We start from the raw sequence: 18,479 nt of genomic DNA on the forward strand, positions 1-18,479 counted from the left end.
AGCGTTGGTGCGAGTGCAAGCGCAACAAGTTTCACCCGTTACGAGAGAGCGGAGCGCCTCCATTATGACCGACAAGCCCGTCACCCCCGACGAAGCCGCTCTCACCGGCGCCACCCCGCGCCGCCGTCCAAAGGCCAACCTCGACACGGTCGGCGGCCGCAAGCTCAGCGCCGCCACGCTGATGATGGGCCATGGCTATGATCCGATGCTCTCGGAAGGGTCTTTGAAGCCGCCGATCTTCGCGACCTCGACCTTCGTCTTCCCGAACGCCGCTGCGGGCAAGCGCCACTTCGAGGGCGTGACCGGCAAGCGCCCCGGCGGCGCCGAGGGCCTGGTCTATTCGCGCTTCAACGGCCCCAACCAGGAAATCCTCGAGGATCGCCTCGGCATCTGGGAAGAGGCGGAGGACGCGCTCGCCTTCTCCTCGGGCATGTCCGCCATCGCCACCCTGTTCCTCGCCATGGTCAAGCCCGGCGACACCATCGTCCACTCCGGCCCGCTCTACGCCGCGACCGAGACGCTGATCGCGCGCATTCTCGGCAAGTTCGGCGTCCACTGGCTCGACTTCCCCGCCGGCGCCACGCGCGAGGAGATCGACGCGGTGCTGGGCAAGGCCGCTTCGGGCAATGTCGCGCTGATCTATCTCGAAAGCCCCGCGAACCCGACCAACGCGCTGGTCGATGTCGAGGCCGTCGCCGCCAGCCGCGACGCGATCTTCACCGGCGCGAACAAGCCGCCGATCGCGATCGACAACACCTTCTTGGGTCCCCTCTGGGCCAAGCCGCTGCAGCAGGGCGCCGACCTCGTCGTCTACTCGCTGACCAAGTACGCGGGCGGCCATAGCGACCTCGTCGCGGGCGGCGTGCTGGGGTCGAAGGCGCACATCAACACCATCCGCATGATGCGCAACACCATCGGCACGATCTGCGACCCCAACACCGCGTGGATGCTGCTGCGCAGCCTCGAAACCCTCGAGCTGCGCATGTCGCGCGCCGGCGAGAACGCCGTGAAGGTCTGCGAATATCTCCGCACCCATCCCAAGGTCGAAAGCGTCGGCTATCTCGGTTTCCTCGCCGAAGGCAGCCGCCAGAAGGACATTTACGACCGCCACTGCACCGGCGCCGGCTCGACCTTCTCGCTCTACCTCAAGGGCGGTGAGAAGGAGGCGTTCGCCTTCCTCGACAGCCTCAAGATCGCCAAGCTCGCGGTCAGCCTCGGCGGCACCGAGACGCTCGCCTCCGCCCCGGCGGCGATGACCCACCTCTCGGTGCCGGATGCACGCAAGAAGGCGCTCGGCATCACCGACAATCTCGTCCGCATCTCGATCGGCGTCGAAAATGCCGACGACTTGATCGCCGACTTCGAGGAAGCGCTGAAGGCGGTCTGATCCGCGCGGTCCCGCGCGTCACATTCCGCAACGCATCGCAATCCCCCCGTTATCCGCGGCGGCCTTCGGACGGTTAGCTTTCGTGCTCTCCAGCCGAAGGAAACCGCCATGGCCGCCTCGATCGATCGCAGAACCCTCGTCCGCGCGGGGGCGCTCGCCGCCGCGCTGTTCCATATCGATCGCGGCATCGCCGCGCCCGCGCTGACCGCCCCCCTTCGCGGTCAGCGCGGGCCAACCGCCAAACGCCCCTGGCATGATCTCGCGCTGATCGACGACGGCGTGATGAACAGCCAACTGCTCCACCAGCTCGGCCTCGCCTATTCGGGCAGCGCCGATATCGGCGAAGCGCTCGACACCGGCGCGCGGATCGACGGCGGCGACGACTGGAGCTGGCCACGCCAATGGGTACGCACCGCCGAACGTGTCGAGGCTATGGCGCGCCGCAGCGAGGACGAAGACCGCCGGATCAGCGCCGGCAAGGCGTATCTGCGCGCCGCGACCTATTATCGCGCCGCGGTGATCCATCATCCCGATCCGGCGCATCCCAGCAATCTCGACGCCGCCCGCCGTTCGTCCGCCGCCTTTGCCCGTGCAGTGCAACTGCTGCGCTGGCCCGCGCAGCCGGTGCGGATTCCCTATGAAGGCGCCGTGCTTCCCGGCTATTTCCTGCGCTCGCCCATCGCGCGCGGCGATGCCCCGCTCATCATCCTCCAGCAGGGGCGCGACGCCTGGCCGGAGGCAGGCAAGCACATCTTCGACGACGCGCTCGAACGCGGCTATCACGCGCTGTTCGTCCACAGCCCGGGACAGGGGCTCGCGCTGCGCGAACATGGCCTTCCCTTTCGCCCGGACTGGGAGAAAGTGGTGGTCCCGGTCATCGACTTCGCGGTGCGCATCGCCGGGGTCGATGCGCGGCGCATCGCGCTGCTCGGCTGGAGCATGGGCGGCGCGCTCACTCCGCGCGCAGCCGCGTTCGACCGGCGGATCAAGCTGCTCGTCGCCAACCCCGGCGTGCTCGACTGGGGCGCGACCACCTTCGAGCAGTTCAACAATTACTTCCCCGACCTGCTCCCGCTGCTCGACCGCGACCCCGCCGCCTTCGACGACGCGATCATCGGCCTGATGGGGCAGCACCATCTCATCCGCTGGTATATGCGCGACACGATGGCCAAGCATGGCGTGTCGCGTCCGTCCGCGCTGATGCTCGATATGCGCCGCTATTCGAATGTCGATGTGGTGCGCGACATCCGCGCACGCACTTTGGTGATGGACGGCACCGGCGAAAGCACCAGTGTCGGACAGGCGCGCAAGCTCTACGACGCCCTGCGCGCGCCCAAGACCTTCATGCTGTTCGACGAGGACGATACCGGCCTGCTCCACTGTCAGGAAGGCGCAGCCGCCGTCAGCAACCACCGGCTGTTCGACTGGATCGACGAGCACATATGAGCGGGGGCAGGGCTGGCTGCTGACGCGATCCTCCCCTAACACCCGGTCGTGTCCGACGAATTCGCCTTCCTCACCGCCCTGCGCGCCATCGCCACGCATCCGGCGGCCGCGGGCCTCGCCGACGACACCGCGATCCTCGACGTTCCCGCAGGCCGCCTGATCCTCACCAGCGACACGATGGTCGCGGGCATCCACTACCGCGCGCACGACCCGGCGGACTCGATCGGGTGGAAGCTCGCGGCGGTCAACCTGTCGGACCTCGCCGCCAAGGGTGCGACCCCGGTCGGTTGCCTGCTCAACTATGCGCTGTCGGGCGATGCGGACTGGGACCGCGCCTTTCTCGCCGGCCTGAACGAAGCGCTCACCCGCTTCGCCATGCCGCTGCTCGGCGGCGACACGGTGGCGATGCCCACCGGCGCACCGCGCAGCCTGACGCTGACGGCGATCGGTCAGGCTCAGCCCAACGTCCCGCTGCGCACCGGCGTCCGGCCCGGCGACACGCTCTGGGTCACCGGCACCATCGGCGGCGCGGGCTTCGGCGCCGATGGCAATCCGCGCGATCTCGACCGCTATCTCCGCCCAATGCCGCGCGTCGCCGAGGGGCAGGCCATCGCCGCGCTCGCCACCGCGATGATGGACGTCTCCGACGGCCTCCTCATCGACGCGCGCCGCATGGCCGAAGCGAGCAGCGTCGCCATCGCCATCGATCTCAACGCAGTCCCGCTCGCGCTGCCGAACCTCGACGCAATCGAGGCCACCACCACCGGGGACGATTACGAGCTGCTCTTCACCCTGCCCGCGGACACCACCCCGCCCGTCCCCGCCACCCACATCGGCACGGCAAGCGCGGGCACCGGCCTGACCCTCACCGCGAACAGCGCGCCTGTCCCGCTCCCCGACAAGCTCGGCTACAGCCACGGCGGCTAACCGCCCAAGCGACCGCCCGCCCAATCCGTCATCGCGGCCTTGTGCCGGGATCCACCGGGCGGCAAGTGAAGTGCGAGAGGTTCAAGCCCAAACGCGCGCAGCGCAGTTTGCCGATCGAGTCTTGAGCGTCTGCTATCCGTACGATTGCCGCCTGACCGGTCTCAGGATCACCCGGACCGCGGAACAGCTCGAAATGGGTGGTTAGCTGCCGAAGCTGCGGCGACGACGGACGGAGAGATCGCAGACTACCGTGGCCCAATAAGTTATGACTAGAACCGCAAGTATTCGCTGGTAATCTGGTTGGAGCCATCCCATTGCATCGCAAGCAAATATCGCGGCACCCATCCAGCCTATCAATACAGTCGTAATGGCGTGAAACGGGCTAAACAGCGCGTCCTTGAACTTCATCATGGGACATCCATTAGCAAACTGCCAACTGTCCGCAATGGGGTCGAAAGCAGTCCGGCCGCTGTCGGCTGACGCGGACTTTTGCCGCTGATCAGCTCAAAGTGGATGGACGCTACCGCAATCCTCTGGCTGTCATCAACAAACCCCGACCCTAGGCCTTGATCGTGACGATGACGAAATCGCCGAGATCGACGCGCTTGAACATCAGTTCGAGGTCTTCGCCAGGGTCGCCGTCGAGAATACTCCCGCCCTGAGCGCGCAGAAACCGCGCGGTATCTTCCAGCAATTTGACCGGATCCTTGCGATCCAACCCGCGCAGCATCACGCGCAGCGCGCCGCGTGCCGCACCGACTTCCAGGTCGCTTTCCGTTGCTTCGGTCATTCGGTCATCCCCTTGCGTCTGAAAGACCAGCTTTGCTTAAGGTCAGGACTCGTCGATCACAATCAGAAGATGACGGATAGCAAGTCGTCACCCCGACGCCCTCTTCAAATGTTGGATTTCATCTGATCTACCCTGATCGATGAAGTCGACTCTCACCCTCACCCGTCGAACTATGCGCACCACCCCGCGCGTAACAGTCGCGGATGTGTCGCACACCTGCCGCATCACTGTCCGAACCTGTCGCGTTGCCGTCCGAACCCGTCGCGCTGGTGGCGCGCACCTGCGGCGCTGGTGTCGCGCGCCCGTCGCGCCAGTGTCGCGTCACCGGCGCGTTCGTGGCGCGTTGCAGGCGCAAACCTGTCGCGTCGCGGTCGCTTCCGCCCGAAAACCCCGCTTTCGCGTCAGCTTGGTCAACCGCTCCACATGCGCCGCCGCCCTCGAATCAGCGCCGCTTGACAGCCCCCTGCCCCGCTCTACGCTCCGCCCCCGACCGCAGGCCGCACCGGACACAGAGCCGGGTGGCGGGTGGGATTCACAGGGGAAGGATACCAGATGACGATTGTCTATATCGCCATCGCGTGCGGCGTGCTCGCCGTGCTCTATGGTTTGGTGACTTCGCAGCAGGTGCTTCGCGCACCGGCTGGCGACCAGAAGATGCAGGATATCGCCGCCGCCATTCAGGAAGGCGCCAAAGCTTATCTCGTCCGTCAGTACACCGCCATCGCCGTCGTCGGCGTGGCCGTAGCCATTGTGTTGTTCTTCACCCTCGGCGGTCTCTCGACCGCGGCCTTCGTGCTCGGCGCGGTGCTTTCGGGCATTGCCGGATTTGCCGGTATGCACATCTCGGTCCGCGCCAATGTCCGCACGGCGGAAGCCGCGCGCACCTCGCTTCAGGGCGGCCTCACGCTTGCCTTCCGCTCGGGTGCGATCACCGGCATGCTCGTCGCGGGCCTTGGCCTGCTCTCGATCTCGCTGCTGTTCTGGTATCTCGTCGGCCCCGGCGGGGAAGAACCCAATGGCGAGAAGATCATCCACGCGCTCACCGCGCTCGCCTTCGGCGCCTCGCTGATCTCGATCTTCGCGCGTCTCGGCGGCGGTATCTTCACCAAGGCCGCCGATGTCGGCGCCGATCTGGTGGGCAAGGTCGAAGCCGGTATCCCCGAGGATGACCCCCGCAACCCCGCCGTCATCGCCGACAACGTCGGCGACAATGTCGGCGACTGCGCCGGCATGGCCGCTGATCTGTTCGAAACCTATGTCGTCACCATCGGCCTCACCATGGTGTCGATCGCGCTGCTCATCAAAGGCAGCTCGGAACAGCTCCTTGCCCTCATGTCGCTGCCGCTGATCGTCGGCGGCGTGTGCATCATCACCTCGATCCTCGGCACCTATATGGTCCGCCTCGGCAAGAGCCAGTCGATCATGGGCGCACTCTACAAGGGCTTCTGGACCACCGCGATCCTCGCCGTCCCGGCGATCTGGTTCGCGACCCAATATACGCTCGGCGATCTCCATGCCCCGATCGGCAATGCCGCCTATACCGGCATGGACCTGTTCTGGTGCATGATGATCGGCCTCGCCGTCACCGGGCTGCTGGTGTGGATCACCGAATATTACACCGGCACCAACTATCGCCCGGTCCGCTCGATCGCCAAGGCTTCGGAAACCGGCCACGGCACCAACGTCATCCAGGGTCTGGCGATCAGCCTTGAATCGACCGCGCTGCCGACAATCGTGATCGTCGTCGCGGTGGTGGCCTCGTTCCAGCTGGCCGGGATCATCGGCGTGGCGTTCGCCGCCACCTCGCTGCTCGCGCTCGCCGGCATGGTCGTCGCGCTCGACGCTTACGGTCCGGTCACCGACAATGCCGGTGGCATCGCCGAAATGGCGGGGCTGCCCGATGACGTCCGCACCCGTACCGACGCGCTCGATGCGGTCGGCAACACCACCAAGGCAGTGACCAAGGGCTATGCCATCGGTTCTGCCGCGCTCGCCGCGCTGGTGCTGTTCGGGGCGTATACCGAGGATCTGAAGCGCTATTTCGCCGACGTCGTCGTCGATTTCTCGCTCAGCAATCCGTTCGTCATCGTCGGGCTGCTGCTCGGCGCGCTGCTGCCCTACCTGTTCGGCGCCTTCGGCATGACCGCGGTCGGCCGCGCGGCGGGCGCGGTGGTCGAGGACGTCCGTGCGCAGTTCCGCGACAATCCGGGCATCATGGAAGGGACCAGCCGTCCCAACTATGGCCGCACGGTCGACATCGTCACCCGCGCCGCGATCAAGGAGATGATCGTCCCGTCGCTGCTGCCGGTGCTCTCGCCGATCCTGCTCTACTTCGTGATCAACGCGGTCGACAGCCAGGCCAACGCCTTCGCGGCGGTGGGCGCGATGCTGCTCGGCGTGATCGTGTCGGGGCTGTTCGTCGCCATCTCGATGACCTCGGGCGGCGGCGCATGGGATAACGCCAAGAAGTATATCGAGGACGGCCATCACGGCGGCAAGGGCAGCGAGGCCCATAAGGCCGCGGTGACCGGCGACACCGTCGGCGATCCCTATAAGGACACTGCGGGTCCCGCGGTGAACCCGATGATCAAGATCACCAACATCGTCGCGCTGCTGCTGCTCGCGGCGCTGGCGGGCGGTCACTGACCGCTTCGTTGAGCTGAGCCTTCACGGCCCCGCCCGGCACTCCCGGGCGGGGCCTTTTTTATGTCAGGGCCAGCGATAATCCACGACCACCGGGAAATGGTCCGACGGGTACCGCCCCTTCGCGCCGAAGGTCACCGTCTCGGCCTTTGCCACGGTCAGGCCTTTGGCGAACACCCAGTCGATCCGCCGGTCGGCCTTGCCGATAAAGCCATGGAAGGTCTCCGCCGGCCCCCTCCGCGCCGCCGCCGCGTCCCATGCATCGGCCAGCCCCGCGCTCAACAGCCGATGCGCTGCTGACTCAGGCACCGTGTTGAAGTCCCCCGTCAGCACGACCGGCGCATCGCCCGGCCGCGCCGCGATCCACGCCGCGATCTGCCCCGCCGCCTTTTCTCGCGCCGCCTCGTCCTCCGCCCGATAGGGGAAGTGGGTGTTGACGAACCAGAAGCGTCTGCCCCCCGGCACCGTCTCGAACAGCCCCCAGGTCGCCATGCGCGGATACAGGTTCCCCCAGCTGATGCTCGCCGGAACCTGCGGCGTATCCGACAGCCAGAAATTGCCCAGCTCGATCAGCTTCAGCCGGTCGCGACGATAGAACACCCCCATATGCTCATCGGCATGCCCGCCCCGCCGGTCGATCCCGAACCAGCTATAGCTCGGCAGTTTCGCGATCAGGTGATCCGCCTGGATCTTCCACAGCTCCTGCGTGCCGATGATGTCGGCATCCGCGCGCCGGATCGCCTCGACGAACAGGTCCTGCCGCGCCTCCCACCGGTTCGGCCCGTCCGCCGCCACCGGCAGCCGCACGTTGAAGCTCATCACCTTGAGTTCGCCCCGCGGCTGCGCCAGCGCTGCCGTCGGCAAGGCCCCAAGCGCCATCGCGATCATCAGCGCACGCCTTCGCATCATCATCGTCTCCAATATTACTTGCCTGTTGCCAACGCTGTCACCTATGCCTTGAACCAATCAGGGGAGGCAAATGGCGCGCAGGCCGACGATCAAGGAAGTTTCGAAACTCGCGGGCGTGTCGTTCAAGACCGTCTCGCGCGTGCTGAACAACGAAAAGAACGTCAGCGACGAAACCCGCCGCCGCGTCGAGCAGGTGGTGGCGGAACTGAACTTCCGCCCCAGCCTCGCCGCGCGCACGCTCGCCGGCCGTAAGTCGTTTCAGGTTGCCCTGCTCTACGACAACCCGAGCCCCTATTATGTCTATCATCTCCAGGCCGGCGCGCTCGAGCGCTGCCACGAGCTGGGTTACCGGCTGCTGATCCAGCCGGTCGTCGCCGATTCCGCTGATCTGGTGCAGGAAGTGGCCGCGCTGATCGACGAGACGCATCTTGACGGCCTGATCCTCTCGCCGCCGGTCACCGAGTCGGTCGCGCTGCTCGAGGAGCTCGACCGCCGCGGCCTGCCCTATGTCCGGATTGAGCCTGGCATCCGCCGCGATGAAGGGCGGTCGACCACGATCGACGACGTTGCCGCCGCGCGCGACCTCACTGAACATCTCATCGGCCTCGGCCACCGCACCATTGCGTTCGTCACCGGTCCGGAGAACCACATTTCCTCGGTCGAGCGGCTCAAGGGCTATCGTGCGGCGCTCGACGCGCATGAAATCGCCTTCGACCCCGCGCTGATCGCATCAGGCGACTACAGCTTCCCGTCAGGCCGTGAAGCCGCGCGGCGATTGCTCGACACCCCGTCACGCCCGACTGCGATCTTCGCGGGCAATGACGATATGGCCGCCGGTGCGCTCGCGGTGGCGCATGAGCTGGATATCGGCGTGCCCGACCAGCTCTCGATCGCAGGCTTCGACGATTCGGACCTCGCCGCCGCGGTCTGGCCCCCGCTCACAACCGTCCGCCAGCCGGTGCGCGAACTCGCCTGGGCCGCCGCCGATCTGCTGCTGTCCGAGGATCGCAAGCGCGATCGGCTGACGCTCGACTATGATTTGGTGCTCCGTGCCAGCACCGGCCCCGCACGCTAGGATCGGCGCGTTGCCGTCATAACGGTAACTGACCTAAGCCATTTCAAAGACTGGATGTCCCACCGCGAGGCCATGCCCCGCGGTTAATGTTGTAGGACATCTTCTTGACACGCCCATGGGTTTGTAGGACAACTTGTCATGACACCGGTTTCCAAAAAGCCGGGCAAGACTAGCCGAATCGCACCGTGAAACACGGTTCACGCGAACCTGGGGAGGAATGCATGAACACCAATCGCCTGAAGTCGGGCATCGCTACCGCCGCGCTTGTCGCGGCATTCTCCGTTTCGGCGCCTGCCATGGCGCAACAGGCGGCGGCTCCCGCCGAAGGCGAGGAGCAGGAAATCATCGTCAGCGGCATCCGCAACTCGCTGCAACAAGCCGCGCAGGTAAAGCGTGACGCGCCGCAGGTGATGGACGTCATCACTGCCGAGGATGTCGGCAAGCTCCCCGACGCCAACGTCGCCGAGGCGCTCCAGCGCGTCACCGGCGTCCAGATCACCCGAGTCTTCGGCGAAGGTCAGTCGGTATCGGTCCGCGGACTTCAGCAGGTCCGCGTCGAGGTCGATGGCCGTACCCTGCTCGGCTGGTCGGCGCGCCTGTCGCCACCGGAGAACGATCAACTCGGCCGCTCCTCGGGCCTCGACTCGGTCCCGTCGGGCCTGTTCGGCCGGCTTGAGGTGCGCAAGTCGCCGCTCGCCAGCCAGCCCGAAGGCGGTCTCGGCGGCACGGTCAACCTCGTCACCCCCAAGCCGCTGTCGTTCAAAGAAACGACGCTGTCGGTACGCGTGCAGGGGACTTATTCGGAGAATAGCGAGAAGTTCGAGCCGGCGGTCACTGGCTTCTTCACGACCAAGTTCGCCGACAACCGCATCGGCATCATGCTGGCGGGCGAATATCAGAAGCGCACGTCGCTGACCCAGACGTTCGAGCGCAACAACTTCCTCAACCGCACTTACACCGGCACCGGCGCGGGGGTGTATGCGACCCCGGTGCTGCTCCAGTACGAGCAGTTCACGGTCGATCGCTCGCGCCTCGGCCTCAACGGCGCGGTGCAGTTCGAGGTTACGCCGGAACTCACCATCACCGCGGATGCGCTCTATTCGAAGCTGACCACCGGACGGCATCAGGACTTCTTCGCCTTCCGTCTGCCGACCGGGACCAACCCGGTGACCAATCGCGTAGTCGAGAATGGCGCGGTGGTTGCGGGCACCGCCAACGGCACCGTTACGTCAGCGGGCCAGATCCGCAATGAACCGACCGAAAGCTTCCTCTACGGTCTCAACGGCAAATATGAGAAGGATGGCCTCAAGATCGAGGCCGACGGTTATTACAGCAAGGGGACGATCGACCAGACGATCCAGATCATCACGCTTCAGGCGACCGCGCTCGTTCCCGGCAATTTCGACTTTCGCGGCAACACGGTTCCGTCGCTCTCGCTCGGTAACTTCAATCCAGGCGCCTACTCCTCGTACAACCCCGCCAGCAACGGCGTGCGCAGCAACCGGCTGATCGGCGTGCTCGAGGAATGGACCGGCAAGCTCGACGCCAGCTATGAATTCGATAGCGGCGTCACGCTGGCGATGGGCGTGCGCTACACCGATCTCCACGCCCGCTCGAACGCCTATCGCAGCCAGGTCACGCCGACGCGCGCCGAGCTCGAACCCTATCTCAAGCAGATCGGCAGCGGCTTCATCGCCGACATTCCCGGCAATTTCCCGCGCGGCTTCCTCACCACCGCGCCGACCTATGACTATGTCTTCAACCGCGCGCAGGCGGCTGAGCCCAACCCTGACCCCAACGGGCTTTCGACGCTGTTGCCCAACCTCCAGCGCGACTATGACTTCAGCGAGAAGACCATCGCCGGTTACCTCATGGTGTCGGGCGAGGGCGAGTTGCTGGGGATGCCTTACAAGGCCAATGCCGGCGTCCGTATCGCCAGCACACGCCTGTCGATCGATTCGTACCGCAATGTCGGCACCGTGAGCACACTCGGCACCGACAAGAACCGTTACACCAACGTGCTACCCAGTGCGAACATCGCGTTCAACGTCACCGACAACTTCCTCGTCCGCGTCTCGGGGTCGCAAACCATGCAGCGCGCATCGATCGCCGATCTCGCGCCATCGACGTTCTTCAACGCCACAAACCTGTCGGTGACGGGCGGCAATGCCAACCTCAAGCCGCCGATGTCGACGCAGGGGGACATCAGCTTCGAATACTACACCGGTAAGAGCTCGCTGATCTCCGGTGCGCTCTTCTACAAGGACGTGCAGGACTTCATCGCCAGCTTCGTCACTTCGGGCGTCGACACGACCCTCGATCCGCAGGGGCGGATGCTGACCTTCTCGCGGCCCGAGAACCTCGCCAGCGCGAAGATCAAGGGATTCGAGATCGGCGTGCAGCAGTTCTTCGACTTCCTGCCCGCGCCATTCGACGGCTTCGGCGTCATCGCCAACTACACCTTCTCGGACTCGGAGGATAATGCCGGATTCCCGCTCGTGGCGGTGTCCAAGAACAGCTACAATCTGGTCGGACTGTTCGAGAAGGGTCCGATCTCGGCACGGCTGGCGTATAATTATCGCGACGAGGCGGTGTTCGAATTCTCCGAAGGCCGCCCGAGCTTCATCGGCCCGCGCTCGCAACTCGACGCACAGATCGGCGTCGATATCACCAAACGGATCGCGCTCTCGCTTCAGGCCCAGAATCTGATCCCGAGCGAATCGGCGACCACCGAATACAGCGCCGCGGGTCAGGTCGCGCTCAATGGTTATGCACTATCGGAGCGGCGCTACTCGATCGGCTTGCGGGCCAAGTTCTGATGCACGGGAGGGGCCGTCCGAGCAATCGGGCGGCCCGCCTCAGGACTACGCATCGAGCGCCTTCATCGCCTGATTCCACCGCAGCACATTCGCCCGCGCCTCCTGCACGAACGCTGACCGGCGGATGATGCCCAGGAAGGCGTCGGCAACCCATTTTCCCGGCTGGCGCAGCGGACGGCGCACCTGAATCAATAGCACCACACGCGTGTGCTGCGTGTCGTTCCACACTTCATGGTCATAGGTGTCGTCGAACATCAGCGTCTCGCCGTCGGCCCAGCGGACGATGCGGTTCTTGACGCGCATCCGCACGTCGCCGTCGCGCGGCACGATCAGCCCGAGATGACAGGTCAGCAGCCCCTTGGTGACGCCACGATGCGCGGGGATGTGCGTGCCCGGCGCGAGGATCGAGAAGAAGGCGCTGTTGAGCTCAGGAATCTGCGCAACGACGCTGCGTGTCACCGGGCAGCGGTCGAGATTCTCCTCTATCTGATAGCCGTAGCCCCACAGGAAGAAAGAGCGCCATTTGTCCACCGGCGCGATCGCGCGATGATCGGGCGAGATGCGCGCGAGCGAAGGCGCAGCATCCTCGCGCGCCAGTGCGGTGGCCAGCGCCTCGTCGCGGATCGCTTCCCAATTGTCGCGCAGCAGCTGAGTCCAGCCAAAGTCGCGCACGTCGAGCAGCGGCGCGTTCGACACCAGCGAGGACGCGCCGATGATCCGGTCGAAAAGGCCGCGCAACCGCTTGCCCGCACGGATCAGCAGAGGACGCTTCGCCTCCGCCACCGCGAACGCCTGTTCGGGCATCCGTCCCGCATCCCGTTCGATCGCAATGCCCTCTCGCACGCTTGACCTCGATTCCTTCGGCACTGGCCGCGCGGCCGGGACTCGGCGAGCGGCGCCAGCGGCCGGGCTAGGCAGCGTCTGGGTCCAAATCATGGCGAAACCCGCGCCAAAGCATTGCGATACATTGCAGATTGCGGCGAAACGGCCGTGGCTGGCGATGCGTTGCCAATCGCGCTAAGCTCCACTGCAATGGCCTCGTTTTCGCGCGTCAAGCAATTCGCCCTTCCGCTCCTCCTCGCCGCAACCGCTCTACCGGCGATTGCGCAGGTTACGGCGCCCGCCCCCGCACAAGTCGAGGTCGCGGTCGACAAGACGCCCTGGCTTTACAAGGGCAGCGACGTTCCGCACGATCCCGAATGGCGCTTCGGCACGCTGTCCAACGGCCTGCGCTATGCGGTCCGTAAGAACGGGGTTCCGCCGGGCCAGGTTGCGATCCGTCTGCGCATGGACGTCGGATCGCTGATGGAGCGCGAGTCCGAACTGGGCTTTGCCCATCTGCTCGAGCATCTTTCCTTCCGCGGTTCGGCCAAGGTGCCCGACGGCGAATCGAAGCGCGTGTGGCAGCGGCTCGGCGTCACCTTCGGTTCGGACAGTAACGCCAGCACCACGCCGGTCTCGACCACCTACAAGCTCGACCTGCCCGACGCGAACGAGGCCAGCCTCGACCAGTCGATGATGATCCTCGCTGACATGATGGCGGCGCCCAGCATCACCCCCGCCATGCTCAACCTCGAGCGGCCGGTCGTGCTTGCCGAGCAGCGCGAATATCTGCGCCCGCAACAGCGGTTCCAGGATGCCCAGCGCGAGCTGTTCTACGCGGGCCAGCTCCTCGCCGACCGTCCGGTGATCGGCACGACCGCGACGCTGAACGGCGCGACCGCGGACAGCGTCCGCGCGTTCCACCAGCGCTGGTACCGGCCCGAACGCGCGACCCTGGTCGTCGTCGGTGACTTCGACCCCGCGATGTTCGAACGCCAGATCGCCAAGCACTTCGCGGGATGGAAGGGCGTTGGCCCCAACCCGGCGACCCCCGATTTCGGCAAGCCCGATCCGACCAAGCCGACCAGCGCGGCGCTGGTCGAGCCGACTCTCCCGCCGCTCGTCACCCTGACGGTGCTGCGCCCATGGACGGTGTTCCAGGATACGGTGAAGTTCAATCAGGAGCGGATGGTCGACTTCATCGCGTTGCGGATCATCAACCGCCGCCTGGAAACCCGCGCACGTCGCGGCGCGAGCTTTGCCGCCGTGTCTGCCAGCCTCTCCGACGACGTCCGCAGCGCCAACGCCACCAGCATCGAGGTGCTGCCCATCGGTGAGGATTGGGAGAGCGCAGTCAAGGAAACGCGCGCGGTGATCGCCGACGCGCTCGCCACGCCGGCAACCCAGGCGGAAATCGACCGCGAGCTGGCGGAAGTCACCTCGGACATGCGCAATGCCATCGCGACCGCGCCGGTGACGGCCGGGTCGCGCCGCGCCGACAATCTGGTCGAGGCGGTCGATATCAACGAGGTCACGACGAGCGAGCAGGAGAGCTTCAACATCCTTCAGGGCGCACTCGACGCCAGGATGTTCACCCCCGACCGGGTGCTCGCTTCGACTCGGCGGGTCCTTCAGGGGGTCACGACCCGCGCGATCATCAACACCCGCACGCCGGACGCCACCGTGCAGGACAAGCTTGCCGCAGTGCTCAAGGCCGACGTCTCGGGTCTTGCCGGCACGCGCAGCGCCGCGCGCAACGTCACCTTCGCGGACCTCCCCCCGCTCGGCCCACCGGGCAAGATCGTCGCGCGGTCGGTCCCGGTGCCCGATCCCAAGATCGAGGAAGTGCGCTTCGCGAACGGCGTAAATCTGGTGGTGTTCCAGAACCCCGGCGAGGTCGGCCGCGTCTATGTCAATGTGCGCTTCGGGCGCGGGATGCAGGCGATCCAGACCGGTCGGCCCAACCCCGCCTGGGCGGCCGACCTCGCACTGGTCGCCAGCGGCATCGACACCCCCGGCGGCGTGCTGGGGCAAGAGGAGCTCGACAAGCTCACCGGCGACCGCCAGATCGGCCTTTCCTTCGGGATCGGCGACGACGCCTTCGCGCTTGCCGGCCAAACCCGTAAAGAGGATCTGGGGGACCAGCTCAAGCTGATGGCGGCAAAACTCCAGTCGCCGGCGTGGGACCCCAATCCCGTCGCACGCGCCCGGGCCGTCGCAATCTCCGGCTATGCGGCAAGCTCGTCATCGCCCGACGCGGTGATCGGCCGCGATCTCGAACGGCTGCTCCACGCCGGCGATCCGCGCTGGGGGAGGCCCGACCTCAAGGGCATCGAGAAGCTCAACGCCAAGGACTTCCGCGCCTTCTGGGCACCGCTGCTCGCCAGCGGCCCGATCGAGGTGCAGATTTTCGGCGATATCGATGTCGAGAAGGCGATCGAGGCAGCGCGCATGACCTTCGGCGCGATGAAGCCGCGCAAGCCTGCTCCGGTCCTCGCGCCGGAAACCCGCTTCCCGGCGCACGCTGCGGCGCCCGTGACGCTCACGCATAGCGGGCAGCCGGATCAGGCCGCAGCCGTGATTGCCTGGCAAGCCGGCGGCGGATCGGACAACATCGCCGAGGGCCGCAAGCTCGAAATCCTCGCCGCGGTGATGCGCGACCGCATCCTCGACCGCATTCGCTCGGCGGAGGGTGCCAGCTATTCACCGATGGTCATCAGCCAGTCTCCGGTCGGCCAGCCGGGTGGCGGACGGGTGATGGCGATCACGCTGATCCCGCCCGAAAAGACCGAATTGTTCTTCCGCGTCGCGCGCGAAATCGCGGCGGACCTGATCGCCAAGCCGATCGAAGTCGACGAACTGCGCCGCGCGCTGGTGCCGACCGCACAGATGATGATGCGGCGCTCGACCGGCAATCCGTTCTGGATGCAGCAGACCGAAGGCGGCTCCGCCGATCCGAAACGTTACGCTGCGATCGCATCGCTCGCCCGCGACTATGGCGCCACCACGCCGCAGGATCTCCAGGCGCTGGCCGCGAAATACCTCGCGCCGCAAAAGGACTGGTCGCTGGTCGTGCTGCCGGAAGAAAAGCCCGCCGGATCCTCGCAAGCGGGCAAGCGCTAGCTGGGATCATCACCCGGCGACACTATGGAATGAAGGAGACCGCCCGGCCATCACCGGGCGGTTTTCCAGCTCTTAGACTCATAAGTCCGCAGCCACAGCCGCCTGAGGCGAGTTGGACCATGGCAAGGAAGGTCTCGGCCAGTTTTGTCAAACGGGTAACGACGCGTCGGAAGTGTGTCAGCTTGCAGGGACAGCTTTGCATTGCATGTCCGTCCTGCTGTGCCCACGGCCGCGCGGCGGTCGATGCCTTACCATCCACCCGTCGGATTCTTCGCTGCGAACGAACTGCGCTGTGCATTTGAGCCGGTCCGGAGCCGCTTCGTTGAAGACCGTTCGTACGCCGCCTTCTCGCAACAGTGTAAAGGAACAACGATGTCCCTCGCGGTTGCTGCCACACGACATATTCCGAATGTGGAGGTCGGGTGCGGCGGCATCCCCCTGACCCGCATTGTACCAAAGCGACGCCAGCCAGTTACCATTCCCGATCATGGCGTTGAGTTGCAGATCGTTCCAGATCGCAGCGTGAAGCTGGCCGGCTAAGGGCTCCTCCGGCGGAGAGAGACTTGCTGCGGCCAGCATGGTCACCATAAACATCATGCGACTGAGGGTACCACGCCTAACGGCGCATTCCACCCGATCTCAATCGATCCATCCTATCTCAATCGAAACACAAGTGACGGGTTCGCCGCCTAGTTCTTGTACAGGGCGTCCAGCCGCTCGCCATACGCCTGCTTAAGCACGTGCCGGCGGATCTTCAGGCTGGGCGTCAGCTGCTCGTTTTCGATGCTGAACGGCTCGTCCGCCAGAATGAAGCGGCGGATGCGTTCGATCACCGACAGGTCCTTATTCACCCGCTCCACCGCGGCGCCTACTGCGGCGCGATAGTCATGGTCCTCGCGCAGCGCCTTAAGGTCGCACTTCGCCGCGTTCTTCGCGCACCATTCCTGCGTCCATTCGGGGTCGGGCACGATCACCGCGGTCATATACGGCTTGCGATCGCCGGCGATCATCGCCTGCATGATCTCGGGCTGCAGGGTCAGCATCCCCTCGACCTTCTGCGGCGCGACATTGTCGCCCTTGTCGTTGACGATGATGTCCTTCTTGCGGTCGGTGATCTTGATCCGGCCCTTTTCGTCGATCATGCCGATGTCGCCGGTATGCAGCCAGCCGTCCTTGAGGACGCGGGCGGTCTCCACCTCGTTGCGCCAATATCCGTGCATCACCAGCTCGCCGCGCACCAGAATCTCACCATCCTCGGCGATCCGGACCTCCACCCCTTCCAGCGGCGGGCCGACGGTGTCGTGCTTGAGTCCAGCCTTGGGCCGATTGCAGCTGATCACCGGCGCCGCCTCGGTCTGGCCATAGCCTTGCAGGAAGGTGATGCCGAGGCTCTCGAAGAACACGCCCACCTCGGGGTTGAGCGGCGCCCCGCCCGAGACCATCGCCTTGATCCGCCCGCCGAACTTCTTCGCCAGCTTGGGCTTGAGCGTCCGGCTGAGGAACAGGTTCATCGGCAGGTCGAGCACCGAGCTGTTTCCCGCCGCCTTCTTGCCGCCGATCGAAACCGCACGGTCGAGCAGATAATTGGCGAACTTGCCCTGTTTCTCGACCTGCTTGGTGATCCGCGTGCGCAGCACCTCAAACAGGCGCGGCACCACCACCATCAGCGTCGGGCGTACCTCCTCGATATTCGAGGCGAGCTTGTCGAGGCCTTCGGAATAATAGATCTGCGCGCCCAATCCGATCGGGAAATGCTGGCCGCCGCTATGCTCATAAGCGTGGCTCAGCGGCAGGAACGACAGGAACACCTCGTCGTCCCAGCCGAAATCCTCGGAGATGACCACGCAACAACCCTCGACATTGGTCAGGATCGCGCCGTGATGCTGCATCACCCCGCGCGGGCTGCCACCGGTGCCGCTGGTATAGATGATGCAGGCGAGGTCCTCGCGCTTTGCCTTGTCCGCTTCCGCCGCTGCCGCGGCCACATCCGCCGGATTCGCCGCGATCAGCGCGTTCCAGTCGTGGAACTCGATCGCGCCCGGCTGGCTGATCCGCATCTCCTCGATCCCGATCACCACATGGCTGTGGCTGCCCGCCGTGTGCAGGATCGCGGGCAGTAAGGTCTTGGCGAGCTTGGCGTTGGACACGATCGTCATCGACGCGCCCGAATTGTCGATGATGTGCTGGTGATCGCGCTCGGTGTTGGTGGTGTAGGTCGGCACGGTCACGCCGCCCGCGGCCATGATCGCCAGGTCGCTGATGCACCATTCCGGCCGGTTCTCGCTCACCAGCATCACCCGGTCGCCCGGCTTAAGCCCCAGCTTCCTGAGCGCCGCTGCCAGTCCCGCGACCTGCTGCGCGGCTTCGGCCCAGCTCGTCGGCTGCCACTTGCCGCCCGACTTGGCCCACAGGAACGGCGCATCGCCCTTCTCGCGCGCCCGCGTGAAGAACATCTGTACGAGATTATCGAATCGTTCGAGCTTGCGCATCCTGTCCCCATAACTCCCCGGACGCGGGTTCGTGCCCGCGCTCCCCTGA

General features: G+C 65.6%; 11 protein-coding genes. 7 read left to right on the forward strand and 4 right to left on the reverse strand.

Annotated features, from left to right (window positions below; translation table 11 throughout):
- Positions 1–64: 64 nt before the first annotated feature.
- From AC07NK_RS18840 to thiL, 3 genes are all read left to right on the forward strand, one after another.
- On the forward strand, positions 65–1,387 hold the full coding sequence (locus AC07NK_RS18840; RefSeq protein WP_495172158.1) for a cystathionine gamma-synthase family protein: 1,323 nt from the start codon (positions 65–67) through the stop codon (positions 1,385–1,387).
- Between the two features lie 108 nt (positions 1,388–1,495).
- Positions 1,496–2,833 carry an alpha/beta hydrolase family protein gene (locus AC07NK_RS18845; RefSeq protein ID WP_495172159.1) on the forward strand — a complete coding sequence of 446 codons (1,338 nt, stop codon included), beginning with the start codon at positions 1,496–1,498 and terminating at the stop codon, positions 2,831–2,833.
- A 48-nt stretch (positions 2,834–2,881) separates the two neighbouring features.
- Positions 2,882–3,760, forward strand: coding sequence for a thiamine-phosphate kinase (thiL, locus tag AC07NK_RS18850; RefSeq protein ID WP_495172160.1), 879 nt, complete (start codon positions 2,882–2,884; stop codon positions 3,758–3,760).
- A 559-nt stretch (positions 3,761–4,319) separates the two neighbouring features.
- Here the strand turns inward: thiL and AC07NK_RS18855 are convergent.
- A complete protein-coding gene (locus AC07NK_RS18855) occupies positions 4,320–4,550 on the reverse strand; it encodes a hypothetical protein (RefSeq protein ID WP_495172161.1) in 231 nt (76 codons plus the stop codon).
- A 552-nt stretch (positions 4,551–5,102) separates the two neighbouring features.
- Here AC07NK_RS18855 and AC07NK_RS18860 point away from each other — a divergent pair.
- Positions 5,103–7,196, forward strand: coding sequence for a sodium-translocating pyrophosphatase (locus AC07NK_RS18860; RefSeq protein ID WP_495172162.1), 2,094 nt, complete (start codon positions 5,103–5,105; stop codon positions 7,194–7,196).
- Positions 7,197–7,259: 63 nt separating this feature from the next.
- On the opposite strand, the gene AC07NK_RS18865 is transcribed toward AC07NK_RS18860, so the two are convergent.
- Entirely contained in the window at positions 7,260–8,099 is an 840-nt protein-coding gene (locus AC07NK_RS18865; protein ID WP_495172163.1) for an endonuclease/exonuclease/phosphatase family protein, read from the reverse strand.
- Between the two features lie 73 nt (positions 8,100–8,172).
- Here AC07NK_RS18865 and AC07NK_RS18870 point away from each other — a divergent pair, with 73 nt between their 5' ends.
- Together AC07NK_RS18870 and AC07NK_RS18875 are read left to right on the forward strand one after the other, a co-directional pair.
- Positions 8,173–9,177 (forward strand): LacI family DNA-binding transcriptional regulator, encoded by a 1,005-nt coding sequence (locus AC07NK_RS18870; RefSeq protein WP_495172164.1) that lies wholly within the window; start codon positions 8,173–8,175, stop codon positions 9,175–9,177.
- A 221-nt stretch (positions 9,178–9,398) separates the two neighbouring features.
- Complete coding sequence (locus AC07NK_RS18875; protein ID WP_495172165.1) at positions 9,399–11,996, forward strand: TonB-dependent receptor; 2,598 nt, start codon at positions 9,399–9,401, stop codon at positions 11,994–11,996.
- A gap of 45 nt (positions 11,997–12,041) precedes the next feature.
- Here the strand turns inward: AC07NK_RS18875 and AC07NK_RS18880 are convergent, their stop codons facing one another.
- Complete coding sequence (locus tag AC07NK_RS18880; RefSeq protein ID WP_495172166.1) at positions 12,042–12,839, reverse strand: aspartyl/asparaginyl beta-hydroxylase domain-containing protein; 798 nt, start codon at positions 12,837–12,839, stop codon at positions 12,042–12,044.
- Between the two features lie 189 nt (positions 12,840–13,028).
- On the opposite strand from AC07NK_RS18880, the gene AC07NK_RS18885 reads away from it, so the two are divergent.
- Positions 13,029–15,941, forward strand: coding sequence for a M16 family metallopeptidase (locus AC07NK_RS18885; protein WP_495172167.1), 2,913 nt, complete (start codon positions 13,029–13,031; stop codon positions 15,939–15,941).
- A gap of 689 nt (positions 15,942–16,630) precedes the next feature.
- Here AC07NK_RS18885 and AC07NK_RS18890 read toward each other — a convergent pair.
- Positions 16,631–18,430, reverse strand: coding sequence for an AMP-dependent synthetase/ligase (locus AC07NK_RS18890; RefSeq protein ID WP_495172168.1), 1,800 nt, complete (start codon positions 18,428–18,430; stop codon positions 16,631–16,633).
- Positions 18,431–18,479: the final 49 nt, after the last annotated feature.

The sequence above is a fragment of the Sphingomonas sp. GW821-FHT09B04 genome, assembly GCF_059418285.1.